This is a genomic window from Bacillus sp. 05T21 (assembly GCF_056396785.1).
The window spans coordinates 279658-305711 of the sequence record NZ_JBFTMD010000004.1 but is presented as its reverse complement, the minus strand read 5'-3'; the positions used below and the strand labels follow the sequence as shown (position 1 = coordinate 305711).

The window sequence follows — 26054 nt, the reverse complement described above, 5'->3', positions numbered from 1 at the left end:
GTAGTACGAAAATTATAAAAAAGGCGGTGGAAATGAATCTACCACCTTTTTTATATGCTAGTATTTCACGCTTTCATTTGTTGATTTTCTTCAAATGATTGAAAATCACGCCAAATCTCATTCATCTTTTGTCTACCAACATCAACCATCGGATTAAACTGAATCGCAGCTTGTTGACGCACAGTGTGGACATTTTGAATTGCTTGTTGCAAGTGTTGTTCAACCGAATTAGATGTTTTATTAGCTTGTTTTACGATTGAATATCCAGCAACCGTTCCTTGCGCCATCGCGATTTTCCCGCTTTCAATTCCAGTAATATTTCCAGCTACAAATAAACCTGGAAGAGGGGTTTCCATTTCTTCTGAATGAAGTGGAACATGTCCGCCTAATTCTGGAATGTAATGGAAAGGGCATCCTGCTACAGCGGCAAGCTCAGCAAGAGGATACAAAGCTCCGGCTATACAAACGAAGTCTGCCTCATATATCTTTTCTGATCCATTAATAATATTTCCCTTAGAATCAATGTTAGCAACACGAACACCTTCAACTTGTTCCGCTCCGATAATCTCAAGTGCAGCTTTACGAAGATGAAGCGGCGTCCCGTTTATTTTCATGCCGCTATTTGGATAAAATGTTAATCCAGCTTTTCGAATCCAATCATATTTCATAAAACGGCTACCTATACGTAGGAAGGGAGATGGGGCGAGGTGAGCCGCATTTAAGAGTGAGTTTAAAACTTCTTCTGGTTCACCGGCCTTTTGGCTTAATTCGCTTTTTTCGGGAAGTACAATATGTTCTACTTTAATTCCAGCTAATTGTAATTCATTTAAAATAGCGAATGACAAAATATTAGCACCGATAATGATTCCTTTTTTACCAACTTGAACGCGGTGAACATTTGTCATAACTTGAGCTGCTCCAATTGACATAACTCCTGGAAGTGTCCAGCCAGGAAGGGGAATGGAATACTCAGCAGCCCCAGTAGCAATTAGTACGAACGGTGCTTCTAACGTACCGATATTTGTATGCACGAACCAAGACCCCTCATCTTCATCTAAGTTATATACGGAAACACCGCACCGAATATCGACTGAAAGGGATTTTGCTTCTTCATGAAGGTGCTTTGATTCTTCTATTCCGTTCCACCATTCCCCAGTAGGCTCTTGATGCAACTGACCTAACAATCTCCCGCCCGGCTTCATAAATTCATCAATAACAAGTACGTTAAGTCCAAAATGGGCACAAGAGATAGACGCTGATAATCCTGCTGGTCCTGCGCCAATAATAATTACATCGATCATCGCTTTTTCACCATCTCTCTCACGATATTTGGATGCTGTTTTCCGCTGTCAACAACCATATCGTTTTCAACTACAGTTAAGCAAGCTCGTACGTTCGTTTGATTGTTTACAGTCACGCGGCATTCAGAACAATGCCCGATATTACAATAAATACCTCGCGGAGTTCCGCTATCTTCATGCACTCTTAACGTTCTTATTCCGTTTGCAAGTAGAGCGGCCGCTATCGTTTCATGTTCATATGCTTCGTATTGTTGACCGTTAAATTGAAAAGTGATGCGTTCACTATTATTTAAACTACCTAAAATAGGGTGATTTGTAATTCTACTCATGATTTTCACCTACCGCTCCAAAAGTAACTGCACGCACGGGTGGCTGATATTTTAATGGAATTTCATTAGGAGTTATGTCAGGGTTTGTACTTTCAATCATTCGATCTATCATCATTCTACATGTGCGACCACTACAAAATCCCATGCCAGCACGTGTTCTTAGTTTTAATTCTCTTGCCGAGCAATTATATTCAACAATTGTCGATTGAAGTTGTCCGTATGTAACTTCTTCACAACGACAAACAATTAAGTTCTCTTTATTCGTCATATGTATTCCTCCTCTATATTGGCATAGTTTTTACATAAATTATTATGCAAAAACTATGCCAATATAGAGGAGGAGAGGGATTATTGTAACCCCAGTCTTTTTAAACGATTATATAAAGTGGCCCTCGTTACGCCAAGTTGTTTCGCACATTCTAATTTATTACCATCTAAAATGCGTAAAGCTCTTTCAATTACCTTTTTCTCGTGCTCATCCATTTCTTCTTGTAAAGAAAGAATCGTATTATTGTTGCTGAGTAATAGGGAGTGAGCTGTATGATTGTCTAAAGTTTCATTTGTATGAAATGGTAAATATTCTTGTTTAATAATGCCGTCTGTCGCAAATACGACGAGTCTTTCAACTACGTTTCGGAGCTCGCGAATATTACCAGGCCAATTGTAATGAAGTAGTTCATGCATAATATTTGAAGGTAAGTCTCGAATAGGCCTGTTATAGTTTATTGAAAAATCGTTTAAAAAGGAGTACGTCAATTCGATAATATCCTCTCGTCTTTCGCGCAGCGGTGGAATAAGCAAGCTAACTACATTTAAGCGATAGTATAAATCTTCTCGGAAAGTTCCTTTTCTCATTTCTTCTTGTAAATCACGGTTTGTAGCAGCGATAATACGGAAATCAATATTGATTTCTTTTTCTCCACCAACTCGGTAATACTTTCGTTCCTGCAGTACACGCAAAAGTTTCACTTGCATATCGAGCGGCATTTCGCCTATTTCATCGAGGAATAAAGTACCGCCTTGTGCAAGTTCTATTTTACCTTTCTTACCTTTACTATTTGCACCAGAAAAAGCCCCACGTTCGTAACCAAATAATTCACTTTCAAATAACGCTTCTGGGATTGCGCCGCAGTTAATTGAAATGAAAGGGGCATTTGCTGTTTCGCTTGCTTCATGAATTGCTTTCGCAAACACTTCTTTTCCAACTCCGCTTTCTCCGAGTATTAAAACCGTGGATTTCACTGAACAAACCTTTCTAGCTAATTGAATCGTTCTTTGTATAACAGGGCTTTTTCCATTCATCGCAAGGAAAGGATCGGATGTATCTTTATATTTTGCTACTTCTTGTTCTAAACGGTGCATTTCATGCGACATATTAAATAGTTTTTCATTTAATACGACTTGATTTGTAACATCCGTTTCTGAAACGACTGCTCCAATAATTTTATCGTTGCAATAAACTGGGTTTGAATTAATTAATACGAACAAATCTGGACGTGGCTGATGGAACTGAGCAATTATGCTTTTTCCGTCATGTAATGATTGCAGAATTTCTAAATCTTTATAATCAAAAAAACGGGTGATGGGTTGTCCGATAATTTCATTATGGTTCACTGAAAAAATCTTTTCAGCGCCATCTGTCCAAGTACGAACGCATTCTTTATCGTCGATGACTGTAACAGAAGAATCAGACGTTTGAATAACAGTGTTATAAAAAGCTAGTAGTTCATTGTAATACTTATAAAGAAAAGGAATCACTTGCTGAGCAGTTATACAGCATAAAGGCTCTTGATTTTCTTTAATGATGACAACGGCTAGTTCATGAGAAAATGCGTCGATTAAAGTAGTGAAAGAGTCATCTTCATATATAACTGCGCACCTCCATTCCTCAGTAGGTGAATGGAGGTAATAAAATTTTTCACCTACCTGTTTCATGCGCTTAACGATACTTGTACAATCAATTGACAAAATTTTTATTAACTCTTTTATTGTTGGGAATGAAAATGCCATATTGCCCTCCTATTATGTATAAAAATTTGGACAGTGATAAAAAAATAATACACCTATTTACGATAAATTTAAAATATTTTTACAAATAAAAATTATTTCATATAAATAGTTCTGTATGTAGAGTTGGCACACCAATTGCATAAATAGAAAGTGAGAGATTTAGGAGGAAGGAGGGGTGCTATGTGAGACACTGTGACGTTTTAATAATAGGCGGTGGTATTATAGGATGTTCTATCGCTTATTACACATCAAAATACGGAAGAGACGTAACAATCATTGAAAAAGGGGAATTTGTCAGTGGAACGTCTTCACGGTGTGACGGGAACATTTTGGCGATTGATAAAGACCCAGGGTTTGATAGTCAAATGTCGTTAGTAAGTCAAAATTTAGTAACTGAATTAAGTGAAGAATTGGAGCACTCATTTGAATATAGAGCGCCAGGAAGCATTCTCGTTTGTGAATCAGACGAAGAGATGGAGGCAGCGCAGCAATGGGTAAATCGTCAAAAAGAGGCTGGTTTACCATTTCGAATGCTTGATAGGCAAGATATAAAAGAAGAATCACCATTTTTTGCAGATGATTTATTAGGCGGTTTAGAATGTGCAACGGATTCAACTGTAAATCCATATCTTCTTGCTTTTTCACTTCTTGCAGAATCGAAGAAATTTGGTACGAAAGCTTTTAATCATACAGAAGTTAAAGAAGTGAAAAGAGATATAGACGGTTCCTTTATTGTAGAAACGACAAATGGAACGTTTACTGCGAAACAAGTGGTGAACGCAGCCGGTGTGTGGGCTCCTAAAATCGGACAAATGTTAGATGTGAATATCCCAATTGAACCGAGAAAGGGACATATTATTGTAGCTTCAAGGCAACAACACATTGGCTGCCGTAAAGTAATGGAATTTGGTTATTTAATTTCTAAATTTGGTGGAAAACGAAAAGTGGATGCTTTAACTGAAAAGTATGGGGTGGCACTTGTATTTGAACCGACAGAAAGCCAAAATTTTTTAATTGGTAGTAGTAGAGAGTTTGTAGGTTTTCATACGAAGATAAATAACGAGGTTATTAAATGTATTGCGAATAGAGCAATTCGTTTTTATCCGAAAATGGCAGATATGATGGTGATTCGTTCATATGCTGGATTACGCCCGTGGACAGAAGATCATTTGCCGATAATTTCACGAGTGGAACATATTCCGAATTATTTTATTGCAGCAGGACATGAAGGTGATGGAATTAGTCTTGCGGCAGTTACTGGGAAAGTGATTGAAGAGTTATTAAATGAAAAAGAAACAATCATTCCTATTGAACCACTTCGTTTGAGTCGTTTTACAGAAAGGGTGTTAAACGGATGAGGTCACAAAGAGTCTTTACGACAATTGATACACATACAGGCGGGAATCCAACGAGGACATTAATTAGCGGACTTCCTAAGTTAATTGGAGAGACGATGGCAGAGAAGATGTTACATATGAAAAGAGAGTATGACTGGATTCGGAAATTGTTAATGAATGAACCTCGTGGTCATGATGTAATGTCAGGGGCATTATTAACAGATCCGTGTCATCCTGAAGCTGATATAGGTGTTATATACATAGAGACAGGTGGATATTTGCCGATGTGTGGCCACGATACAATCGGTGTATGTACAGCTTTAGTTGAATCAGGTTTAATTCCAGTAATTGAACCGGTTACTTCTTTAAAGCTAGATACACCAGCTGGCTTAGTTGAAGTAGATATTTCTGTTCAAGATGGGAAAGCGAAAGAAGTCTCCTTCTGTAACATACCAGCTTTTTTACTGAAAAATATTTCTGTACACGTCGAAGAAATTGGAACTGTAGAGGCGGATATTGCGTATGGAGGGAATTTTTATGCCATTATCGATGCGAAATCAGTAGGTTTAGAGTTAGTACCAGAAAACGCATCTACAATCATTGATAAGGCGATTCATATTAGAAATACAATTAATGAGAAGTTTGAAATCATTCATCCAGAGTATTCGTTTATAAGAGGATTAACACATGTTGAATTTTATACAGATCCTACTCATGAAAGTGCGCATGTGAAAAATACAGTTGTTGTTCCGCCAGGAGGAATTGATCGATCTCCATGCGGCACAGGAACATCAGCGAAGTTAGCTGTATTATATGCTCATAAAAAAATTGATATCGATGAAGAATTTGTTCATGAGAGTATTGTAGGTTCTTTATTTAAAGGGTGTGTTATGAATACAACATATGTAGAAAATATTGAAGCTGTAGTAACGAAAATTACGGGATCAGCTTGGCTTATGGGTATGCATAGATTTTTTTACAATGAAAAGGATCCACTTAAAGAAGGCTTTTTGCTAATTCCGCCGATGGAACATGAAACGGAGGATGTAAAATGAACATTCAAAAAATGTATACAGCAGTAGAAGTACACGTAAATGGCGAGGCATTTCGTGTAATGAAAGACGTACCATGTAAATACTACTACAGTTTGGAGCAATTAAACGAACAATTTTCAGGTGAGTTAGCAGAGGAAATGAAGCTTTTATTAAATGAACCACGTGGTTTTATCGGTTTAAACGGATGTATTGTCGTTCCTTCTATTCATAATGAAGTGGATGCAGCTGTATTGTTTTTTAATCATGAAGGATCTATTCCTCTTCATTACGGAGGGATTGTCGCAGTTATAACGATGTTGCTAGAAAGCGGGTATTTAAAAAAGAGAGAGTCTAATCAATACAAAATCGAAACGCTATCTGGAATATTTTCAGTCGATGCATATGTAGAGAATGATGAAGTTGTATCTGTTTCGTTTGAAAGCAAACTATGTTATATGATTGAGAACAATTTAAAGGTTGGTAATATAAGTTACTCTCTCATACAGGCAGATAAAGTATATGCAGTTGTAGAAAAGGATACGTATTCGCCAGAAATCAGTATTGAAAACATCTCTAAATTAAAAAAATGGGGTGAAGCTACACTTCAAAATATACAAAAACAGTCATTAATAAAAAGACTTATTTTAGTAGATTCTATGCAAAAAGAAAAGAACCATATAAAGTCGATTACATTTCATGAAGATAACTTTATAGTACGTTCACCAGGTTTTGTTACTACTATTGTGTCTTATGTTCATGCTTTATCTAAAAATGAATATATAGCGGATAAAGCTATTAAAAATGAAAGTATTTTTAATAGCTTTATAACAGTAGAAAAAGTGAAGAAAGAAGAACTCGGATACATTTTTCGATTTGAAAGTAGAGGGTTTATTACAGGTATGCAAACATTTATATTAGATCCTACCGATCCGTTTCCAACAGGTTTCTTATTAAAATAATATGTTAAAGGGAGAGATAAAGATGCAAAATATTAAAGGGGCATTTCCAGTATTAATAACACCAATGGATGAGTTTCAAGAGATTGATTGGAAAGGTGTAAAACAAAACGTAAATTACTTTATTGAGCGAAAAGTAGCTGGAATTATTATTAATGGAAGTACAGGGGAATTTGTTAGTTTATCAAAAGAAGAACGATTTAACATGGTAGAAGCAGTATTAAAAGAAGTTGATGGCCGTATTCCTGTCATTGTTGGAACTGCTGCAGAAACGACGAAAGAAACGATTGAGTATACGAAACATGCAGAAGCGCACGGAGCGGATTGTGCGTTAATTATAAACTCTTACTATTGTAAACCGAAGGAAGAGGAAATCTATTTTCATTTCAAGGAAATCTCAAACGCTGTAAATATACCAATTATGCTATACAATAACCCATTTACTTCTGGTGTTGATATGAGTACAGAGCTAATGCTCCGTATTGGAAAAGAATGTGAAAATGTTACACATATTAAAGAATCTAGCGGAGATATTCGAAAAGCGAGAGATTTAGTAAGACAAGGCGAAGGGGCTTTCCAAGTCTTCTGTGGATCTGAAGATTTAGTTATGGAATCTTATTTAGTTGGTGCATCGGGATGGGTTTCAGTAGCAGGAAATATCGTTCCAGAACTCGTTACGAAAATGTATGAGCATTTTCAAAATGGTGAATTAGAAAAAGCATGGGAAATAAACGATGCTATTTTACCTCTTTGCGAGTTTCTTGAAGGATCAGGGAAATATGTACAAATTGTTAAACGCTCAATGGAATTACATGGGCAAGTCGGAGGACCTTCACGTTATCCGAGATTAGGATTAACTGAAGAAGAAGATCAAAAGCTTCAAACGATTTTATCAGAAATTGCAGCTCATGCAGCTGTTTAAATAAGGAGGAGAGTATATATGTTAACGACAAACATTGAGCTGAAACCAAAAGTGAAAGCGTTTTTAAATGAAGAAATTAAAATGTTTATTAATGGTGAATTTGTTTCTTCAATAAGTGGAAAGACGTTTGAAACATACAATCCAGCAACAGAAGATGTTCTAGCAGTCGTATGTGAAGCGCAAGAAGAAGATGTTGATGTCGCAGTAAAAGCGGCAAGATTTGCTTTTGAATCAGGCCCGTGGGCAGAGATGACTACTGCTGAAAGAGCACACCTTATTTATAAATTAGCAGATTTAATTGAAGAGCATAGAGAAGAATTAGCACAGCTGGAAGCTTTAGATAATGGAAAACCATATCAAGTAGCACTTGATGATGATATTTCAGCGACTGTAGAAAATTACCGCTATTACGCGGGATGGGCTACAAAAATTATTGGGCAAACCATTCCAATTTCAAAAGATTATTTAAATTACACACGCCATGAACCGGTTGGCGTTGTAGGTCAAATTATCCCGTGGAATTTTCCGCTCGTTATGTCTTCTTGGAAAATGGGAGCCGCTCTTGCGACGGGTTGTACGATTGTATTAAAACCAGCAGAGCAAACACCTTTATCTTTACTATATACAGCGAAGCTTTTTAAAGAAGCTGGTTTTCCAAACGGTGTCGTAAACTTTGTACCAGGTTTCGGTCCTGAAGCAGGATCGGCAATTGTAAACCATCATGATATTGATAAAGTAGCTTTCACAGGTTCAACAGTTACAGGGAAATATATTATGCGTCAATCTGCAGAAACAATTAAACATGTAACGTTAGAACTTGGTGGTAAGTCACCAAACATCATTTTAGAAGACGCTGACTTAGAAGAAGCGATTAACGGTGCGTTCCAAGGAATTATGTATAATCATGGTCAAAATTGTAGCGCAGGATCTCGAGTTTTCGTTCATCGAAAGCATTATGAAACAGTCGTAAATGAACTTGTGAAAATGGCAAATAACGTGAAGCTTGGAGCAGGTATGGAGGCGGAAACTGAAATGGGACCGCTCGTATCTAAAAAACAACAAGAGCGTGTGCTAAATTACATTGAACAAGGAAGAGCTGAAGGTGCTACTGTTGCAGCTGGCGGTGAACGTGCATTTGAAAAAGGTTATTTTGTACAGCCAACAGTATTCACAAATGTTACAGACGATATGACAATTGTTAAGGAAGAAATTTTTGGACCAGTTGTCGTTGTACTCCCGTTCGATTCGACAGAAGAAGTAATTGAAAGAGCAAATCGCTCTTCATATGGACTTGCTGCGGGTGTATGGACACAAAATATTAAAATAGGGCATCAAGTTGCCAATAAATTAAAGGCAGGAACAGTGTGGATTAATGATTATAACTTAGAAAATGCTGCTGCACCATTTGGTGGATATAAACAATCTGGTATCGGACGTGAGTTAGGTTCGTATGCGCTTGATAACTATACAGAAGTGAAAAGTGTTTGGGTAAATATAAAGTAATAGAGAGTCTAACTGTTAATAAATAGAGGGATGAAATAATGAGAGATGCGGACAACTGGAAGGTTTAATAATAGTTGTCCGTTTTCTTATATATAAAATTGCTTTTTCAAAAGAATGATAAGGGGGATTTGGATGGAGCAGTTAGTAGAATGGTTAGTAGGGCAAGTTTGGAGTATTGGCTTAGTTGTTTTCGCATTAGGAGCAGGAGTGTATTTCACAATTGCAACTCGTTTTTTACAAATTCGCTATTTTAAGGAGATGATTAAACTATTATTTGAAGGGAAGAGCTCGGAGACTGGGATATCATCCTTTCAAGCATTTTGTTTGGCGTTATCAGGTAGGGTTGGAATTGGTAATATCGCAGGAGTAGCGACAGCTATCGCTTTCGGCGGACCTGGAGCTGTATTTTGGATGTGGGTGATGGCATTATTAGGAGCAGCTAGTGCATTTGTTGAATCAACATTAGCACAAGTATATAAAAGTAAAGTAGGCAATGAATACCGTGGTGGTACGCCATATTTCATTGAGAAAGGCTTGAAAATGAAATGGTTTGCGGTCATTGTAGCGGTCGTTGTAACACTATCATATGGCGTTTTATTACCAGGTATTCAATCGAGTAGTATCGCAGTTGGATTTGAAAATTCTAATGGTATTAGCAAATATATAACTGGTATATTGTTAGTCGTATTATTAGCAGCTATCATTTTTGGTGGCGTAAAGAGAATTGCGGGCGTTTCTCAAATGCTAGTTCCATTTATGGCAATTGGTTATGTAATTGTTACATGTATCGTATTAATTGCGAATGTAACGGAAATTCCAAGTATGTTTGCTTTAATTTTCTCAAGTGCTTTTGGTGTAAATGAAATGTTTGGGGGCATCGTCGGCGCAGCTATTGCATGGGGGGTAAAACGTGCTGTATTTTCAAATGTTGCTGGTGTTGGAGAAGCGACGTATAGTTCAGCTGCAGCTGAAGTATCCCATCCTGCAAAGCAAGGGTTAGTTCAAGCGTTTTCTGTATATATCGATACAATTGTTGTATGTACAGCGACAGCGCTTATGATTTTAATAACAGGTATGTATAATGTAATACCTGAAGGGAAAAGCGCTATTGTAAAGAATATAGGAAATGTAGATGCAGGTCCAATCTATACACAACAAGCAGTTGAAACTGTTATGACCGGATTTGGTCCAATATTTATTTCAATCGCAATCTTCTTCTTTGCATTTACAACTTTGCTTGCTTATTACTATATCGCTGAAACGACGCTTACTTATTTAGATCGTGGGCTCAAATATAGTTGGTTAAAGCCAGTTTTAAAAATTGGATTTTTAATTATGGTTTACATCGGTAGTGTAGAATCAGCGTCGCTTTTATGGAATCTTGGAGATTTAGGAATCGGTAGTATGGCATGGTTAAACTTAATCGCGATTCTATTATTAAGTAAAACTGCATTAAAAGTGTTAAAAGACTATGAAACGCAGAAAAAAGAAGGGAAAGATCCAGTGTTTGATCCTAAAAATGTGGGAATTGAAGGTTTAACATTTTGGGAAGAAAGAAGTAAAGAGGTTGAAAGGAAAAATTCTAAAGAAAAAGTGTCAGTAGATAATGGGCTGAAACTGTAGATGTGCAAATTTAAAAGTTGAATAAACTGAAAATTCATTCTATTTTTAAAAGTAAATATTTGTATATGTCCTTCATTTTATCTCATACTAAAGTAAGTGTGAATAAAATGAATGGAGGATATACGATGGAAAATCAACAATATGGCTCTATAAATGATGTATTACTTGATTATAAAGAAGGTATAGGGAATTTTACGCAACAAATCCCTGAAATTGCAGAAACATATAACGCTTTTACACAAGCATGTTTTCAGGAGGGTACATTAACTAAAAGAGAAAAGCAGCTCATTGCATTAGGGATTAGTTTAGCAACACAAGACGAATATTGTACGATTTATCATACGAAGGGCTGTATCGACCAAGGATGTTCTGATAAAGAAATTTTAGAAGCTTGTGGTGTTTCAGCCGCGTTTGCTGGGGGAGCTGCAATGAGTCAGGCAGTAACCTTAGTACAAGAATGTCTGGTGGAATTGAAACACCAAAGTCATTAAACAAGAAAAAGCCCTCCTTGAAAATATTATTTTAAGGAGGGCTTTTTAGTTTAGCCTAATTTTTTTGAAAGAGTTTCAATTGTTTCATATAATCGATAGCTTTTGTTTTATTACTCTGTTTAGAAACATATTGTAGCTCGTTTAAATCTCTATAATAACTATTAAATATTTCTTCAGAAAGTATGCCGTCAGAGATAGCTTTTTTTACTGCACAGTGTGGTTCATTTGTATGCGAACAATTAGAAAATTTACATTTCCGAGATATACCCGCAATATCTTCATATCCAAAATCAAAGTTACCTTTATGTTCTATCAAGTCAAATCCCATTTTACTAATAATTATTCCCTCCAATTTTGAAAGAGTTTTTTAGAATCATACATACAAATTTTAGCGTTTTTAAGTTATGTTTATTTTAATATTCTATATTTTTATAAATCGATGTCTCTATATTAGGGAGAAGTGTGTATATGCTCTTACCAATTAAAGATTCTAATTCTTTCTTAATTGCATAGAATCCCTTCCAATGTAAAGAAGTATGAGAGGTTGTGCCATGACGTAAACAAACTGAAATCAATCTTTTTTCAAGAGTAGTAAATCCATCCGCATCAGCAAGTGCGTCACAAAGGGTAATCACCTTATTGTATAAGTCGTAGTCACTGTTTTCATTCAATATTTCAATTAATCGGCTTTCCATAAAATCAGGAACAATGCTCCACTCTGCCGCGATATCTAAATGCTCATTTTTGCAAGGAAATGAATGCGTCACACATATAATGGCGTTTCCTGTATACCCTAAATCATTCATATACATATAACCATCATAGGAATGAATAACAGATTTAGTAAAACCTTTATATCTTCCTATGTCATGCAGGAGGGCAGCGTTGTATGCTATATCAGCATCTAGGTCGTACCCATTATTAATAAGTTCAACAACTATCTTTTCAGTTGCAAGGGCAACATTACGTGAATGATCGAACCACGGACCTGGGTTTTGTTCATATGCCCACTGGAGTAATTCTCTTGCATATTTCCTATCTAATATATATTTCATATAGGTATCCTTTCTCTAAAAAATCATATATTTAATAATTTCATCTTAGTATTTCATTATTCCTGCTTTAAAAATTGTTACAATGAAACAAAAGGGGGAAAAGGAATGCGAAGTATAGTAATAGAAGAAATTAAACGACTTGATGAAGACATTGAAGAGCTTTCTGAACTGTTGAAAACTGTAGTAAATGATGAGGCGTCAATTGGTTTTTTACCTCCACTGGAACAAAAAGAAGCAACAAATTATTGGCAAACGGTATTAGCACCAGAAGTAATATTGTATGTTGCCAAAATAAACAATGAAGTGGCAGGGAGTATTCAATTACATTTAGTTACAAAGCCTAATGGGATACATAGAGCTGAAATTTGCAAGTTAATGACTCATCCAAACTTTAGACGTAATGGTATTGGACGTTTACTCATGCAAAAAGCAGAAGAACGGGCAAAGCAAGAAAACAGATCTCTTTTAGTATTAGATACTAGAGAAGGAGATTCTTCCAATAGATTGTACAAGTCATTAGGCTTTCAAGAATCCGGTAAAATACCGGGGTATGCAATTTCTCCGAATGGTGAGTTAGATGCAACGGTTATTTATTATAAAATGATTTAGTATTTTTATTTAAAAAGAGGGATATTTTCAAACCACAAAGTTGTTATTAGGTCTGAGTATTGATTTATAAAAAGATTGATAAACCCCTGTATAATAGGGGTTTTCTTTTCATTCATTAACTTCATATTGAATGTTCAATTTGAGGGCCAATTTGTATAAGGTTTTAATAGGTTTATAAGAGGTATTATTTAAATAGGAATTTTGAAGTCTTTTGGTGAATATTAAATGTTAATCTAAAAGATGGAGGTTGCTGTGATGTTGAAACTGTTTCAATATAACTGGCAAGTTCGTGATGAATGGTTTACATTGTGCGAAGACATGCCGGATGAAGAACTATTAAAGAAACGGGTCGGTGGGTTCGGCAGTATCCTACATACTTTATTTCACATTGTAGATGTGGAATATATGTGGATCTTAGGTTTGCGAGGTGAGCCAGTTCCTGAGGAGCCATTGTTTGAAGAGTATACCAGCTTGCAAAAAGTAAAAAATCTCTCAGCTCAATATCACGAGAAAGTGAAGCCATTTGTGACATCTTGGACAAATGAAATGGATTCTCGGAAACTTTCAGAAACTGATTTCAATGAAGAAACGATTAGCTCTAGAGACGCCCCAATCAGGCGCCGAGTCATTGAATGTACACACGGAGAGATAATACGTCATGTCATTGTCCATGAAATCCACCATATCGGCCAGTTATCTATCTGGGCACGTGAAATAGGAAAGGAGCCTGTTTCCGCAAATCTGAGGGGAAGAGGGCTATTCGATAACTAGACTACCTTTGCCAATTTCGTAATTTATTTATAAACGAATGGTTTAATTGAGTATATTTAAAGCATGTTTAGATCAATCTTTTTCAAAACACACTTTTTCTTTGTATTATTTTATCTAGGTTTATAGAGTTAATGTAATCAAACTTTTTTCGAAGCTACACTGTGATATATAATTGTAAGTAATTATTAACTACTTTAACGCCGTTTGTATTTTCAGACGGTGTTATAAGTATTTAACAGTAAAACGACAAAATAAATAATAGATTTGATAACTGGTAATTAAAATGCGTGAAGAATTGATATTTTTGTAGCTAAAAGAATTTGAGAAAGTTTTTAGAGGGTTCTTTTAGTAATGCCCTTCCACTTATAATGGTTGTAGAGAAGATGACTAGGCAACTATAGTTATTTTCGTTTCATTTTTGGAAAGGGGATGAAAGAATGAAAAAGACAAGTTTACAAAAGATGAAAAAGATTATGTTAAGTGGTGGGATATTACTTACGGGATTATTAACATTTGGATTTTCAGAAAAGGCTTCAGCTCATGGGTATGTAGAATCACCAGCGAGCCGATCTTTTTTATGTAAGCAAGGGGTAAATGTAAATTGCGGTCCAGTTCAATATGAACCACAAAGTGTAGAAGGAATAGGCGGCTTTCCGCAATTAGGACCTTCTGATGGACAAATTGCAGGTGCTGGTCATTTTCCTGCTTTAGACGCTCAATCAGTGGATAGGTGGAAGAAAGTTACGTTAAACGGCGGGACGAATACATTCAAGTGGAAATTAACGGCTCCTCATAGTACGAAAGAATGGAAATACTACATTACAAAGAAGGATTGGAATCCAAATATGCCTTTAACAAGGTCTAGTTTAGATTTAGTGCCGTTCTATGTGAAAAATGATGGCGGAGTTAGACCGGGGACAACAGTAACGCATGAAGCAAATGTACCAACTGATCGTAGTGGCTACCATCTTATTTTAGCTGTTTGGGAGATTGCGGACACTGGAAATGCGTTTTATCAAGTTATTGATGTGAACCTTGTGAATAATGGTTTAAATTCCAATTTTGCGTTTAACAATGTAGTGCAAGTTCCTACACTATTTTAAATTAAATATACATTTTGATCATCTAATTCATTTTAGATGATCTTTTTTATGAAAAATATAGAAGAAAGTACAATTATTTATAAAAAATTCGGCTTTAAATATTGTCATATTTGCTTCTTTAAGATATCCTTTTCATGAAGAGGTGGAAAACATGGAAAAAGTACTAGTTTTCGGGCATAAAAACCCAGATACAGATGCAATTTGTTCTGCGATTGCTTATGCAGAATTGAAAAAAGAATTAGGAATGAATGCTGAGCCTGTACGTTTAGGCGAAATCAGCGGTGAAACTCAATTTGCGTTAGACTCTTTTAAAGTAGAAGGACCGCGTTTTGTTGAGACAGTAGCAAACGAAGTGGACAACGTTATTTTAGTTGACCATAACGAGCGTCAACAAAGTGCTAACGATATCGAATCTGTTCGTGTGTTAGAAGTTATTGACCATCACCGTATTGCTAACTTTGAAACAAGCGATCCTATTTATTACCGTTGTGAGCCAGTTGGATGTACAGCTACAATCTTAAACAAAATGTACAAAGAAAATGGCGTTACAATTCGTAAAGAAGTTGCTGGTTTAATGTTATCTGCAATCATTTCAGATTCTTTACTATTCAAATCTCCAACTTGCACAGAACAAGACGTAGCAGCAGCTCGTGAATTAGCGGAAATCGCTGGTGTAGATGCAGATAGCTACGGCTTAGAAATGTTAAAAGCTGGTGCTGACTTAAGCGGAAAAACAATGGAGCAATTAATCTCCCTTGACGCTAAAGAATTCCAAATGGGTAACGCGAAAGTTGAAATCGCACAAGTAAACGCTGTTGATACAAACGACGTTCTTGTACACCAAGCGGAACTTGAAAAAGTTATCACTGCAGTAGTAGAAGAAAAAGGTTTAGACCTATTCTTATTCGTTGTAACTGATATCTTAACTAACGATTCTGTTGGTCTTGCGATTGGTAAAGCAACAAACGTTGTTGAGAAAGCTTACAACGTAACATTACAAAACAACACAGCTACTTTAAAAGGTGTTGTATCTCGTAAAAAACAAATCGTTCCTGTATTAACAGAAACATTCCAAGCTTAATATTATTGAGTATGGATAAAAGAAAGGACAAGTAGTCATATTGGCTACTTGTCCTTTTTATTATAAAATTACAGAAGAGCCTATTGGATGGAAATAAAAAAGGATAGCAATAGCTATCCTTCTTATCATTTATTCATAAGATCGTTTCTTATTTATATAAAATGTGATAATAGCAGCGATAATGAAAATAGGTATTGCGTACGCTTGCCCAACAAAGAATTTCCAACCTATAGTATTATAGCCGTCAGATGCTGGAATGATAATCGCGATGATACAAACAATAATATAAGCTAATAATGCTGGGAGTATATTTTTCATAGTTGTTCACCTCCTTTTCATACTACATTTATATATTGTGCTATTAAATAGCGATTGGGAGATTAAGTGTACTTGATTTTATGAAATTTTTACAAATTCACTAAAGGATGACGTGTTTGCATGCTGTATGAAAGTGACTTTAGTACGGTATGTTTATGTAATAATATATATGCTTAATAGACTGTTGTGAAATAAATTAAACCAAATATTGAATATAATGTAATTTGATCTTTCAAGATTAGTATATAGTATTCTGTAAAAAAATGTACTGGAAAATTGATATTTCATAAGAAATATAGAATCGAGGTAAGAAATAACGATGAAAAGGTTATGCATAATTCCATGCGGAAAGAAGAAAATTTGGGATAAGTACTCAGATTACGGAGAGGCAGAGGCAAAAGATGTATATATTAGTCCATTCGGAAAAGCATGTCAGGCGTATGCAACTGAGTTTTTTGAGAATTGGGTTATATTATCAGCAAAGCATGGATTCTTAAGACCAAATGATATTGTAAAGGAAAATTATGATCTTGCATTTGATTCAAATAGTAATGAGATTATTAGCATAGAACAATTAAAACAACAGATGATTGATAAAGATTTACTTCAGTTTGAAGAGATCGTCTTACTTGCGGGGAAGAAGCATAAAAAAGTAGTGACGAAGTTATATCCAGAAGAAATCATCACATATCCGTTAGCGGGATGTAGAGGAATTGGGTATATGTTGCAGAGATTGAAGGGGGCTGTGGAAGCGCGGAAGGAAGTATAGGGATAAATTAGTAATATAGATTCAAATTATGCCAAATTAATACATTTAAAATAGACTAGTAAACAAGCCTTTTTACCCTTTTAAACATAGAATATGATGAATTCTATTTTATATTAGGGGGGAATCATATTCATGTGTAATAATTGTGGTTGTAGACGCAGAGATTGTAATAGATTTTGGGATGATTTAATGTTTGGAAGATGTAGACGCAGAGATTGTGATGATTGTGGTTGTAGACGTAAACGTGACTGTGATTGTGATGATTGCCGTCGCAATCGTAAACGTGACGACGATGATGATAAATGTCGTAAGTGGTAATATTTTAAAAAGAGTACTTTGAAGTAAGTACTCTTTTTGTGTATAAACCTTTTAAATTCCATCTTGAACAGATTTTTTTTCAATTTCCCATGAATCCTGTTTTATAATCTTTAAAGCTACATTAGTACCATTAGATTCCTTATAAAAGATATATCCGTGGTTTGATTTAACGTAAGTTAAAGGTTCGCCAATGCAATCTTTAGAACAAGATGTGTTGATGAGTTCAATTAAGGATAGTTCGCTAGGATCGGTTTTACTAGCATCTATAAGTGTATCAAGGTTCGTTTTACGAAAACCTTGTAAGTTTACATCGAAATTCTTTTCTATTTCTCCAGTAACGCTAGTATTCATTACTTCAACTGAATTTTTCTTTTCTAGAAGAAAACCATTTCCATAAAGGAATTTTGTATATCCAATCCATGCGATTAAAAATAGTATAAAAAACATACCAGTTGTTTTAAGTTTTCGAAGCCGTTTACTTACGATTGATTCTGAATATTTCATTCAGCCTAATCCTCCAATGTTTTTATTTTAAAGTATGCGTGGGTATATATATTTAGAAGGAGATGAAAGTTAGAGAGTTACTGATTCAAAAAAAGAAAGCATCTGAAGTTAGGTGCTTTCTTTTTGAATACTGTCCGTTATCTGTTAGTTACTTGTTTCATAAGCGGTCTTATTTCTTTAACAGGTGGTTTTTTATCATAGGCATCAACGTAAGAAAAGTAATAATTTAAGTTTCTAAGAAGTCCCTTTCCTATTTTTGCGCTTAAGAAGGGGAATACTTGTCCAGTATAATCATCGAGAGATTTACAGTAGTATTTTTCGTCTAAGTATATGCTGTATTTACATGTTAGTTCTACTAATGAGTTACCTTCATCATCAAATACTTCTTTAGAATCAATAATGTCTATTAATGCGAATTTTTCATTCAGATAAACTTTCTTCTTTTTCTCGTGCTTATTTGTGAGAATAAATACGAGACCAATTGCGTTAATCAAACTATTTCCTCCTATAAAAAACGGATATTAATAAAATATATCGATATACGTTAAATGTAAAGAGGAGTAGTGAAATATCATTGATAGAAAGCTAAATAAGCCGATTTGTTTTTTCAAATCGGCTTATTTTTATTGAAATACTTGCGGAAATTGTTTTACGATTGCGTCTGTTATCATGTCGGCCATTTCTAATGCTTCTTTTTCAATTTTATCGTATAGTTTTACACTGGCATCATAATCTTTATTTAGGAAGGCAAGTGCTTCCGCTTTCGTTAACGCTAAATGCTCATAAAACATTTTTCTAAATTCTTCTTTTTCTATATATGGATTGATACTAGTTAGAAACTCAACAATTTCGTCTCCATTAGCGTACCATTTCTTTTCTATAGCGGCCGCTGCGTTTTGATCACCAGCTTTTGCGGCTTTAACAAGATCAGCAGCGATTGTTAAGTGGTCTTTAATTAATGCACTATATTTTTTTACTGCATTTTCTCCGTAGAATGGTTCAAGTGATAGCCCCATGTGTGTTGCATTTTGTAGAAGACGTCCAACGGTAACGTTTACGTCGGGTAAGTTAAAGATGATGCCTATAATGGCTAATCGTGTCCAAGCAACGTGTTGTTCCCATAAAGAACGCATATATCCTTTTAGAAAGTTTTCGTTTTTACTAACTCGGTAATTTCTTACAAATGAATCGAAGTTTCCATTAGTGATATGATAAGGGGAGTAATACGATTGCCAATAAGTATACATAAATAGTTACACTCCTTTGAACATGTATATCTCACAATATGATAAACGTTATTTTTAAGTTACGTGTCCAAGAGTTTTTTTGAGAGTTGGAAAAGGAGAAAGTTGAAGGGGAATGAAAAATATACTTATGATATATATAAATCAAAAGAATTTTAAAATAATAGAGGTCCTGCAAGGGAAATTACAGGACCTCTAAAGGGTATTGTCGAGATGTCGGACTCGACTACGTAATATTAACATAAAATTCTTTCAAAAAAACCTGGTAAATGTGTCCAAATAAGAAGGGTACTTTTTAATAAAGTTAAAGGGGTCTGCTTCCCGCGGCAGACCCCTTTAACTAGATAATGTTGATGAGCAAAAACTCATCTAGAGTACTTTTATAGTAACAAATGAAATTCACTTTGTGTATTGAGAAAAAATGAATTGCTTGTATGAATGTAGCGGATTTATATTTTGCTTTTTGGAATTATAATCATTTGTGGAGAGCGGAATAGGGTTCTAAAATGGAGAAAAGACTTTTCAGTCAGGCTACGATATATCGCGATATATAATTATAAAAAAAGACCTGCTAATTTCAGCAGGTCAACATAAGGGGTTTATCTAACAGATTATTATATATGGTAACAACTGTATTGTAGTAAGTCTATAAGTTATATGTTGAGAAAATTTGTTTGAATGATATATATTTGGCACATGTATTAACGTTTAAAAAGTTGAGAAAGGAAATTCATAAGCTTGCTATAAGAAAATAAGGGCTGATACTTATAAAATGATTCATATTTCCACGCATCATTATTAGATAATTGGAGTTGTTTATTTGACGCTTTAGGTTTGTTGGAATTATTGTAACGACTCTTCATAATTTAACCTCCTCAAATTCATATGTATACGATTAGTAGTATTCTAGGAAGGTAAATTAAATGAATATTTATTTTGAAATTCTTTCTTCTTGTGTACTAGATTTGTTTTTTTATGTTGGAAAACGTAGGAAGCAAATAGAACTAAAATACTTATAAAATTCAAAGTGGCGAGAATCAGTTTGATGATATAATGGGAATAGATGAAAGATAAAGAAAAGCAGGTGACTCTTTTTTGTTTACAAAAGCACAAGAACTTTTAGCGTCTTATTTCGGTTATTCGTCATTCCGAAGAGGACAAGATGAAACAATTAAAAATGTATTAGATGGGAAAGATACAGTCTGTATTATGCCTACGGGTGGTGGTAAGTCAATTTGTTATCAAATTCCCGCATTAGTATTAGAAGGAACGACATTAGTTATTTCACCTTTGATTTCACTTATGAAAGACCAAGTAGATACATTAGTACAAAACGGTATTTCAGCTACTTATATTAATAGTTCTATTTCTATTACAGAAGCAAATCAACGAATTCAATTAGCGAAACAAGGCCATTATAAGTTACTTTATGTGGCGCCTGAGCGTCTTGATTCAATGGAATTTGTTGATCAACTTATCGATATGAAAATCCCGATGATTGCAATTGATGAGGCGCACTGTATTTCGCAGTGGGGACATGATTTCCGTCCTAGTTATTTACATATACATCGCATATTAGATTATCTTCCAGAAAAGCCGCTCGTATTAGCGTTAACTGCTACGGCAACACCACAAGTTCGTGAAGATATTTGCAACACGCTTGGAATTAATCAAGAAAACACGATTATGACAACGTTTGAGCGCGAGAACTTATCATTCTCTGTCATTAAAGGACAGGATCGTAATGCTTATTTAGCGGATTATATTCGTCAAAATCAGAAGGAATCTGGGATTATATATGCAGCTACAAGAAAAGTTGTCGATCAGTTATATGAAGATTTAGGGAAAGCAGGAGTTTCTGTATCGAAATATCATGCTGGTATGAGCGACCACGATCGAAATGAACAGCAAGAACTCTTTTTACGAGATGAAATAAGTGTTATGGTGGCAACATCTGCATTTGGAATGGGTATAGATAAATCGAATATACGTTACGTTATCCATTATCAACTTCCAAAAAATATGGAAAGTTACTATCAAGAAGCAGGACGTGCTGGTCGTGATGGATTAGATAGTGAATGTATTTTGTTATATTCTTCTCAAGATGTGCAAGTACAACGCTTTTTAATCGATCAATCAACTGGAGAATCACGTTTTTCAAATGAGCTTGAAAAACTCCAAAATATGACCGATTACTGTCATACAGAACAATGTTTACAATCATTTATTTTGCAATACTTCGGAGAAGAGCCGAAGGAAGATTGTGGTCGCTGCGGTAATTGTACGGATGACCGTGAAAGTATCGATGTGACGAGAGAATCCCAAATGGTACTATCTTGTATGATTAGGACGAACCAACGATTCGGAAAGCAAATGATTGCACAAGTATTAACTGGATCTAAAAATAAGAAAGTCATTGAATTTAATTTTCATACTTTGCCAACGTACGGTCTTTTATCAAACCGTAGTGTAAAAGAAGTCAGTGAGTTTATTGAGTTTTTAATTTCAGATGAGTTAATTGCAGTTGAACATGGTACGTATCCAACATTAAAAGTAACGGAAAAAGGAAAAGAAGTATTACTTGGTAAAGAGAATGTTTTACGCAAAGAACGAGTAGAAACGAGACAAATTGTTCAAGATCATCCTTTATTTGAAGTGCTTCGTGAAGTACGTAAAGAAATTGCACAAGGAGAAGGTGTACCGCCGTTCGTTATTTTCTCTGACCAAACGTTAAAAGATATGTGTGCGAAAATGCCACAAAGTGACTCCGAACTCCTAACTGTAAAAGGAATCGGAGAACACAAACTTGTGAAGTACGGGTCTCATTTCTTACAAGCAGTTCAGCACTTTATTGAGGATAACCCAAACTATGCGGAAACAATTAAGACTGAAGTTGTTTCAGAGAGTAAAAAATCAGGAAAAGCGTCAGCGAATTCTCATTTAGAAACGTATGAAATGTATAAACAAGGCATTGATCTAGATGAAATTGCTAAAGAACGTAGCTTATCAAGACAAACAATTGAAAATCATTTAATTCGCTGCTTTGAAGATGGAATGGAAGTAGACTGGAATAGCTTTGTTCCAGCAGAGTATGAAGCTCTAATTGAAACTGCCGTGCAAAATGCAGAGGGTGGTCTGAAATCGATTAAGGACCAACTTCCAAATGAAGTGAGTTACTTTATGATTCGTGCTTATTTACAAATTAGAAAGTAGAGACATATAAAGGGGATAGGGATTTATGCATCACGTTTTCGTGTATGGCACGTTAAGAAAAGAGCAAACGAATGCTCATATTATGCAAGGTGCAATATGCATCGCAGACGAAGCATGGACGTATGGTAAATTATTTGATACATACGAAGGGTATCCTGCGATGATTTGTTCAAATGGGGAAAAGGTATACGGAGAAGTTTATGAAGTAAATGATGATGTTCTGCAAAAGTTAGATGAACTTGAAGAATACACAGGTAATGCAGAGAGTGATTTATATGACCGAATCACCGAAACGCTTTATTTAGGTGATAGAGAAATACGTGCATTTGTGTATATTGCTCAAGATAAAGAGATGCTAAAGAAAGTTATCATTTCTGGTGATTGGGTGGAGTATCAACAAGGAAAATAAAAGCAGCTATAGAGCAGATAGTGGAATCGACCATTATCTGCTTTTTATATTGGTACTTTCAAAATTCTTATTATTTTGATGAATTGTAAATATAGAGAAATAAGAATGGTTTTTTTTCATGGGTGTCAGAAATTTAGTTTCTCACCTGTAGCAGAAAAATCTAGTGCAGGAGGAAAATAATAATGAACGAATTAAATGTGAAGGAATTTTACCAAAAACAATTCGAACTGTCGAATTACGATATCAATACAGAAAGCTGGTTAGAGCAGGTTGCTAAAGAAGTTCAAGAACAAGTTGGTCATCCATTTCAAACGATGTTAGAACTAGGAGCAGGAAATGGTAGATTTGCAAGGGCGATGTCTAGGTTACAAGTGAAAATGACTACGGTTGAACTTGTACAAGAGTTAGTTATGTTTGCAAAAGAACATTCTACTAATAATATAGATATTCATTGCGCTGATTTTTATAAAATTAACTTTGAAGAAAAGTTTGATGTTGTTAGTTATTTAGACGGATTTGGTGTAGGAACAGATGATGAGCAATTGATTCTATTAAAACGGATTAAAGATTGGATGAAGGATGATGGATGTGCACTTATTGATATTTATCAACCATTGTATTGGAAAAAAGTAAGTGGACAAGAAATGTCCTTAAGTGCAGCTATGCGAAAATACGAATATGATAGTATAAATGAAAGAATGTTAGATCATTGGTGGGACCCTAATTATCCAAATGATGTAGTAACACAGTCTTTACGATGTTATACGGTAGATGAGATTAGCAATCTATGTGCTGAAGCTGGTTTAAGTATTATGGGATTCTTCCCTGGGGGAGCATATGATTTTCAAAAACGAAAATATAAAGAATTGGCAACATTAAATGAATGTTTGGCATATCGAATTAAAGTAAGGAAGAGTAGGGATTAATCTCTACTCTTTTTTAATTTAGAAAATTCTTACTAAAACTATTGACTTTATGAATGGATTTTTAATACAATTATATTTCGACTGAAAAAATTGGAACGGACAGGAGGGAATCATCAAATGAACAACATTTTTGACGAAGAGTTACAAAAAATGAAAGATACTTTAAGTACGATGGATGATCAATTAGAACAGCTTGAAAAAATCCCGGTTTATTATGGAGAAGATTTTAAAGAGCAAATTCTTGAAAGTATGAGGGAGTCTAATAGACAAAGCTTACGTATTGGTGTACATGAGCCATATTTTGGAAGATTAGACTTTCAGGAAGATGGCAAGGAAGACGTAATGCCGATTTACATCGGTAAAGTAGGTGTTTCGGATAAAGATACGATGAAACCAATTGTAATTGATTGGCGTGCACCTGTCGCAAGTATGTTTTATTCATTTACCGGTGGTGAAGAATTAGCATTTTATCATTCACCAGACGGATTAGTAGAAGGCGATGTTTATTTAAAACGAAACATTTCGATTCGAAAGAGAGAACTAGAACGTGTTGTTGATACATATGTGAAAGGAAATGAGGATGTCTCACATGCTGATGATTTTCTTCTATATCGATTAGGTGAGAATAAAGATAATAAATTGAAAGATATCGTTTCGACTATACAATCGGAGCAAAATGATATTATTCGTGCGGAAAGAAACTTACCGTTATTAATTCAAGGGGTTGCAGGGAGCGGAAAAACAACGATCGCTTTACATCGCCTTGCTTTTTTAATTTATGAATATCGTGAACAACTTGAAGCGGAGAGAATGATCGTATTCGCTCCAAACAGTTTGTTTTTAGACTATATTTCAAGTGTACTTCCTGAGTTAGGTGTAGGAAATATTAGTCAAACAACGTTTCCAGATTGGGCATTACGTACGTTAGATGGCTCGGTGAAACTGAAGCAGACAGAAGAAAAATTGAAAGAAGCTTTCTCAATTAATCGCGATGAAAAAAAGGTTATGCTAGGTAAATTGAAAGGCACGCTGGAATTTAAGTCGTTTATTGAAGAAAGAATGATTCAATTTGAAAAAGATTTAGTGCCAACAAAAGATTTTGAGGCATGGGATAAAGCTGTTATTCCAGTGGAAGACGTTAAAAAATGGATGCAGGTTGAATATAAACACTATCCATTAAAGAAAAGAAGAGAACGTTTAGTCGGCCGTATGAAGCGCTGGATTGAAATTGAGCTTAAAAAATTTGGAGAAACAAACGAGAAAAAATTACTAAAAAAAGAAGCGACAAAGAGATTGAACACATATATGAATTTTTGGCCGAAAATGAGCCCGCTTTCACTATATAATTCAATGATAAAGAGTAAAGAAATACTCGAAGTATTACCTGAAGAACTTGTTCAAGAAACAGAAAAGAATTGTCGTAAAAAAGAAGTGTATGTAGAAGACTTACCAGCTTTAATTTACATACAACATCGCATAACAGGAATTGAAATTGGACAAAAGTTCCATCACGTCGTTATTGATGAAGCGCAAGATTTCTCGCCATTCCAAGTATATGTATTAAAAGAAATTACACTAGGTAATTCTTTCACTATATTAGGTGATTTATCTCAAGCGATTTATGATTATCAAGGAATTGAAGACTGGGGTGCTTTTAAGGAAGTATTCCAAGAAACAGGTTATTATGAATTGACGAGAAGTTATCGTTCTACAAAAGAAATTATTGAATTCGCGAATGAAATAATTAAAAATGCAGAGATTCCAGTGGGGCTCGCAACTCCAGTTTTCCGTAGCGGTGAAGGCGTGAAAGTAATTCCGGCAGAGGACCAATTTACTGAAGTTTTAAAGACATTACAGCATTTGCAAAATGAAGATGTGAAAACAATTGCGGTAATCGGAAGAACAGATGATGAATGCCGTGATATATATGAGAAGTTAACAAATGCAGGGTTGACTGTTAATGTCATTGAAGCAGATCAAAGTAAATATGAAGGTGGTATTTCGGTAGTACCTGTATATTTGGCGAAAGGTTTAGAATTTGATGCCGTACTTCTAATCGACGTTGATGAGGAACATTACAAAAATACAAAACATGATGCGAAATTATTGTATGTCGGATGTACGAGATCGCTTCATGATTTATGGATTTTCCATAGTGGGGAAGCGTCGCCATTAATTAAGGGATTAAAATAAATAAAAAAGAGGATTTTCTAGTAATAAACAGAAAA

The 26054-nt window shown here is 35.1% G+C and carries 28 protein-coding genes; 17 read left to right on the top strand and 11 right to left on the bottom strand.

Annotated elements, in window-relative coordinates:
- Nucleotides 1-65: 65 nt before the first annotated feature.
- The 4 genes from AC1DKZ_RS12050 to AC1DKZ_RS12035 form a co-directional block, all read right to left on the bottom strand.
- On the bottom strand, nt 66-1301 hold the full coding sequence (locus AC1DKZ_RS12050) for an NAD(P)/FAD-dependent oxidoreductase (protein ID WP_476996316.1): 1236 nt from the start codon (nt 1299-1301) through the stop codon (nt 66-68).
- Complete coding sequence (locus AC1DKZ_RS12045; protein ID WP_427280506.1) at nt 1298-1630, bottom strand: (2Fe-2S)-binding protein; 333 nt, start codon at nt 1628-1630, stop codon at nt 1298-1300. Before AC1DKZ_RS12045 ends, AC1DKZ_RS12050 begins: the two co-directional genes overlap by 4 nt.
- The gene (locus tag AC1DKZ_RS12040; protein WP_476996315.1) at nt 1623-1898 is read right to left on the bottom strand and encodes a (2Fe-2S)-binding protein; all 276 of its coding nucleotides are present in this window, start codon (nt 1896-1898) and stop codon (nt 1623-1625) included. The genes AC1DKZ_RS12045 and AC1DKZ_RS12040 overlap by 8 nt, the downstream gene beginning before the upstream one ends.
- A gap of 80 nt (nt 1899-1978) precedes the next feature.
- On the bottom strand, nt 1979-3640 hold the full coding sequence (locus AC1DKZ_RS12035; RefSeq protein WP_476996314.1) for a sigma-54 interaction domain-containing protein: 1662 nt from the start codon (nt 3638-3640) through the stop codon (nt 1979-1981).
- A gap of 182 nt (nt 3641-3822) precedes the next feature.
- On the opposite strand from AC1DKZ_RS12035, the gene AC1DKZ_RS12030 reads away from it, so the two are divergent.
- From AC1DKZ_RS12030 to AC1DKZ_RS12000, 7 genes are all read left to right on the top strand, one after another.
- Nucleotides 3823-4998 carry an NAD(P)/FAD-dependent oxidoreductase gene (locus tag AC1DKZ_RS12030; RefSeq protein ID WP_476996313.1) on the top strand — a complete coding sequence of 392 codons (1176 nt, stop codon included), beginning with the start codon at nt 3823-3825 and terminating at the stop codon, nt 4996-4998.
- Entirely contained in the window at nt 4995-6032 is a 1038-nt protein-coding gene (locus AC1DKZ_RS12025; protein WP_078185957.1) for a proline racemase family protein, read from the top strand. Before AC1DKZ_RS12030 ends, AC1DKZ_RS12025 begins: the two co-directional genes overlap by 4 nt.
- On the top strand, nt 6029-6970 hold the full coding sequence (locus tag AC1DKZ_RS12020; protein WP_476996312.1) for a proline racemase family protein: 942 nt from the start codon (nt 6029-6031) through the stop codon (nt 6968-6970). The genes AC1DKZ_RS12025 and AC1DKZ_RS12020 overlap by 4 nt, the downstream gene beginning before the upstream one ends.
- A 22-nt stretch (nt 6971-6992) precedes the next feature.
- The gene (gene dapA / locus AC1DKZ_RS12015) at nt 6993-7889 is read left to right on the top strand and encodes a 4-hydroxy-tetrahydrodipicolinate synthase (protein ID WP_476996311.1); all 897 of its coding nucleotides are present in this window, start codon (nt 6993-6995) and stop codon (nt 7887-7889) included.
- An 18-nt stretch (nt 7890-7907) separates the two neighbouring features.
- Nucleotides 7908-9392, top strand: a complete 1485-nt coding sequence (locus tag AC1DKZ_RS12010) for an aldehyde dehydrogenase family protein (protein ID WP_476996310.1) — start codon at nt 7908-7910, stop codon at nt 9390-9392.
- A gap of 132 nt (nt 9393-9524) precedes the next feature.
- Complete coding sequence (locus AC1DKZ_RS12005) at nt 9525-11015, top strand: alanine/glycine:cation symporter family protein (RefSeq protein WP_257475404.1); 1491 nt, start codon at nt 9525-9527, stop codon at nt 11013-11015.
- A 125-nt stretch (nt 11016-11140) separates the two neighbouring features.
- Nucleotides 11141-11506 carry a carboxymuconolactone decarboxylase family protein gene (locus AC1DKZ_RS12000; protein WP_002085063.1) on the top strand — a complete coding sequence of 122 codons (366 nt, stop codon included), beginning with the start codon at nt 11141-11143 and terminating at the stop codon, nt 11504-11506.
- Between the two features lie 55 nt (nt 11507-11561).
- Here the strand turns inward: AC1DKZ_RS12000 and AC1DKZ_RS11995 are convergent, their stop codons facing one another.
- Together AC1DKZ_RS11995 and AC1DKZ_RS11990 are read right to left on the bottom strand one after the other, a co-directional pair.
- Nucleotides 11562-11834: a hypothetical protein gene (locus tag AC1DKZ_RS11995; protein ID WP_242245720.1), complete on the bottom strand. Its 273-nt coding sequence runs from the start codon at nt 11832-11834 to the stop codon at nt 11562-11564.
- Between the two features lie 85 nt (nt 11835-11919).
- On the bottom strand, nt 11920-12561 hold the full coding sequence (locus tag AC1DKZ_RS11990) for an HD domain-containing protein (protein WP_476996309.1): 642 nt from the start codon (nt 12559-12561) through the stop codon (nt 11920-11922).
- Between the two features lie 105 nt (nt 12562-12666).
- On the opposite strand from AC1DKZ_RS11990, the gene AC1DKZ_RS11985 reads away from it, so the two are divergent.
- The 4 genes from AC1DKZ_RS11985 (at nt 12667) to ppaC (ending at nt 16125) form a co-directional block, all read left to right on the top strand.
- Nucleotides 12667-13170: a GNAT family N-acetyltransferase gene (locus tag AC1DKZ_RS11985; RefSeq protein ID WP_002085067.1), complete on the top strand. Its 504-nt coding sequence runs from the start codon at nt 12667-12669 to the stop codon at nt 13168-13170.
- A 255-nt stretch (nt 13171-13425) separates the two neighbouring features.
- Nucleotides 13426-13941: a DinB family protein gene (locus AC1DKZ_RS11980; RefSeq protein WP_476996308.1), complete on the top strand. Its 516-nt coding sequence runs from the start codon at nt 13426-13428 to the stop codon at nt 13939-13941.
- A 437-nt stretch (nt 13942-14378) separates the two neighbouring features.
- On the top strand, nt 14379-15044 hold the full coding sequence (locus AC1DKZ_RS11975; RefSeq protein ID WP_002085072.1) for a lytic polysaccharide monooxygenase: 666 nt from the start codon (nt 14379-14381) through the stop codon (nt 15042-15044).
- A 151-nt stretch (nt 15045-15195) separates the two neighbouring features.
- Entirely contained in the window at nt 15196-16125 is a 930-nt protein-coding gene (gene ppaC, locus AC1DKZ_RS11970; protein WP_061675057.1) for a manganese-dependent inorganic pyrophosphatase, read from the top strand.
- A 129-nt stretch (nt 16126-16254) separates the two neighbouring features.
- Here the strand turns inward: ppaC and AC1DKZ_RS11965 are convergent, their stop codons facing one another.
- Nucleotides 16255-16443, bottom strand: a complete 189-nt coding sequence (locus AC1DKZ_RS11965) for a DUF4017 family protein (protein ID WP_085311557.1) — start codon at nt 16441-16443, stop codon at nt 16255-16257.
- Nucleotides 16444-16762: 319 nt separating this feature from the next.
- On the opposite strand from AC1DKZ_RS11965, the gene AC1DKZ_RS11960 reads away from it, so the two are divergent.
- Together AC1DKZ_RS11960 and AC1DKZ_RS11955 are read left to right on the top strand one after the other, a co-directional pair.
- Nucleotides 16763-17212: a DUF6884 domain-containing protein gene (locus tag AC1DKZ_RS11960; RefSeq protein ID WP_476996307.1), complete on the top strand. Its 450-nt coding sequence runs from the start codon at nt 16763-16765 to the stop codon at nt 17210-17212.
- Between the two features lie 132 nt (nt 17213-17344).
- Nucleotides 17345-17530, top strand: coding sequence for a hypothetical protein (locus tag AC1DKZ_RS11955; RefSeq protein ID WP_002085081.1), 186 nt, complete (start codon nt 17345-17347; stop codon nt 17528-17530).
- Between the two features lie 51 nt (nt 17531-17581).
- Here AC1DKZ_RS11955 and AC1DKZ_RS11950 read toward each other — a convergent pair whose 3' ends face one another.
- The 4 genes from AC1DKZ_RS11950 to AC1DKZ_RS11935 all read right to left on the bottom strand — a co-directional run bounded on the left by AC1DKZ_RS11950 (nt 17582) and on the right by AC1DKZ_RS11935 (nt 20141).
- Nucleotides 17582-18034: a hypothetical protein gene (locus AC1DKZ_RS11950; RefSeq protein WP_002065777.1), complete on the bottom strand. Its 453-nt coding sequence runs from the start codon at nt 18032-18034 to the stop codon at nt 17582-17584.
- A 137-nt stretch (nt 18035-18171) separates the two neighbouring features.
- Nucleotides 18172-18528, bottom strand: coding sequence for a hypothetical protein (locus AC1DKZ_RS11945; protein ID WP_000606233.1), 357 nt, complete (start codon nt 18526-18528; stop codon nt 18172-18174).
- 129 nt (nt 18529-18657) lie between these two features.
- The gene (locus AC1DKZ_RS11940) at nt 18658-19281 is read right to left on the bottom strand and encodes a hypothetical protein (RefSeq protein ID WP_002085083.1); all 624 of its coding nucleotides are present in this window, start codon (nt 19279-19281) and stop codon (nt 18658-18660) included.
- 698 nt (nt 19282-19979) lie between these two features.
- The gene (locus AC1DKZ_RS11935; protein ID WP_476996306.1) at nt 19980-20141 is read right to left on the bottom strand and encodes a hypothetical protein; all 162 of its coding nucleotides are present in this window, start codon (nt 20139-20141) and stop codon (nt 19980-19982) included.
- Between the two features lie 232 nt (nt 20142-20373).
- On the opposite strand from AC1DKZ_RS11935, the gene recQ reads away from it, so the two are divergent.
- From recQ to AC1DKZ_RS11915, 4 genes are all read left to right on the top strand, one after another.
- A complete protein-coding gene (recQ, locus tag AC1DKZ_RS11930) occupies nt 20374-22491 on the top strand; it encodes a DNA helicase RecQ (protein ID WP_002085084.1) in 2118 nt (705 codons plus the stop codon).
- Between the two features lie 25 nt (nt 22492-22516).
- On the top strand, nt 22517-22900 hold the full coding sequence (locus AC1DKZ_RS11925) for a gamma-glutamylcyclotransferase family protein (RefSeq protein ID WP_476996305.1): 384 nt from the start codon (nt 22517-22519) through the stop codon (nt 22898-22900).
- A gap of 182 nt (nt 22901-23082) precedes the next feature.
- On the top strand, nt 23083-23826 hold the full coding sequence (locus AC1DKZ_RS11920) for a class I SAM-dependent methyltransferase (RefSeq protein ID WP_476996304.1): 744 nt from the start codon (nt 23083-23085) through the stop codon (nt 23824-23826).
- A gap of 117 nt (nt 23827-23943) precedes the next feature.
- Nucleotides 23944-26019, top strand: coding sequence for a HelD family protein (locus tag AC1DKZ_RS11915; RefSeq protein ID WP_476996303.1), 2076 nt, complete (start codon nt 23944-23946; stop codon nt 26017-26019).
- Nucleotides 26020-26054 lie beyond the last annotated feature (35 nt).

Bases quoted from the DNA above. Each gene is read 5' to 3' on its own strand.
- AC1DKZ_RS12045 (WP_427280506.1), bottom strand. From the start codon at position 1,630: ATGAGTAGAATTACAAATCACCCTATTTTAGGTAGTTTAAATAATAGT.
- AC1DKZ_RS11980 (WP_476996308.1), top strand. From the start codon at position 13,426: ATGTTGAAACTGTTTCAATATAACTGGCAAGTTCGTGATGAATGGTTT.
- AC1DKZ_RS12040 (WP_476996315.1), bottom strand. From the start codon at position 1,898: ATGACGAATAAAGAGAACTTAATTGTTTGTCGTTGTGAAGAAGTTACA.
- AC1DKZ_RS11985 (WP_002085067.1), top strand. From the start codon at position 12,667: ATGCGAAGTATAGTAATAGAAGAAATTAAACGACTTGATGAAGACATT.
- AC1DKZ_RS11965 (WP_085311557.1), bottom strand. From the start codon at position 16,443: ATGAAAAATATACTCCCAGCATTATTAGCTTATATTATTGTTTGTATC.
- AC1DKZ_RS11950 (WP_002065777.1), bottom strand. From the start codon at position 18,034: ATGAAATATTCAGAATCAATCGTAAGTAAACGGCTTCGAAAACTTAAA.
- AC1DKZ_RS12035 (WP_476996314.1), bottom strand. From the start codon at position 3,640: ATGGCATTTTCATTCCCAACAATAAAAGAGTTAATAAAAATTTTGTCA.
- AC1DKZ_RS12050 (WP_476996316.1), bottom strand. From the start codon at position 1,301: ATGATCGATGTAATTATTATTGGCGCAGGACCAGCAGGATTATCAGCG.
- AC1DKZ_RS12000 (WP_002085063.1), top strand. From the start codon at position 11,141: ATGGAAAATCAACAATATGGCTCTATAAATGATGTATTACTTGATTAT.
- AC1DKZ_RS11915 (WP_476996303.1), top strand. From the start codon at position 23,944: ATGAACAACATTTTTGACGAAGAGTTACAAAAAATGAAAGATACTTTA.
- AC1DKZ_RS12010 (WP_476996310.1), top strand. From the start codon at position 7,908: ATGTTAACGACAAACATTGAGCTGAAACCAAAAGTGAAAGCGTTTTTA.
- AC1DKZ_RS11955 (WP_002085081.1), top strand. From the start codon at position 17,345: ATGTGTAATAATTGTGGTTGTAGACGCAGAGATTGTAATAGATTTTGG.
- AC1DKZ_RS11995 (WP_242245720.1), bottom strand. From the start codon at position 11,834: ATGGGATTTGACTTGATAGAACATAAAGGTAACTTTGATTTTGGATAT.
- AC1DKZ_RS11940 (WP_002085083.1), bottom strand. From the start codon at position 19,281: ATGTATACTTATTGGCAATCGTATTACTCCCCTTATCATATCACTAAT.
- AC1DKZ_RS12025 (WP_078185957.1), top strand. From the start codon at position 4,995: ATGAGGTCACAAAGAGTCTTTACGACAATTGATACACATACAGGCGGG.
- AC1DKZ_RS12005 (WP_257475404.1), top strand. From the start codon at position 9,525: ATGGAGCAGTTAGTAGAATGGTTAGTAGGGCAAGTTTGGAGTATTGGC.
- AC1DKZ_RS11935 (WP_476996306.1), bottom strand. From the start codon at position 20,141: ATGAAGAGTCGTTACAATAATTCCAACAAACCTAAAGCGTCAAATAAA.
- AC1DKZ_RS11920 (WP_476996304.1), top strand. From the start codon at position 23,083: ATGAACGAATTAAATGTGAAGGAATTTTACCAAAAACAATTCGAACTG.
- dapA (WP_476996311.1), top strand. From the start codon at position 6,993: ATGCAAAATATTAAAGGGGCATTTCCAGTATTAATAACACCAATGGAT.
- AC1DKZ_RS11990 (WP_476996309.1), bottom strand. From the start codon at position 12,561: ATGAAATATATATTAGATAGGAAATATGCAAGAGAATTACTCCAGTGG.
- AC1DKZ_RS11925 (WP_476996305.1), top strand. From the start codon at position 22,517: ATGCATCACGTTTTCGTGTATGGCACGTTAAGAAAAGAGCAAACGAAT.
- AC1DKZ_RS11960 (WP_476996307.1), top strand. From the start codon at position 16,763: ATGAAAAGGTTATGCATAATTCCATGCGGAAAGAAGAAAATTTGGGAT.
- ppaC (WP_061675057.1), top strand. From the start codon at position 15,196: ATGGAAAAAGTACTAGTTTTCGGGCATAAAAACCCAGATACAGATGCA.
- AC1DKZ_RS11975 (WP_002085072.1), top strand. From the start codon at position 14,379: ATGAAAAAGACAAGTTTACAAAAGATGAAAAAGATTATGTTAAGTGGT.
- AC1DKZ_RS12020 (WP_476996312.1), top strand. From the start codon at position 6,029: ATGAACATTCAAAAAATGTATACAGCAGTAGAAGTACACGTAAATGGC.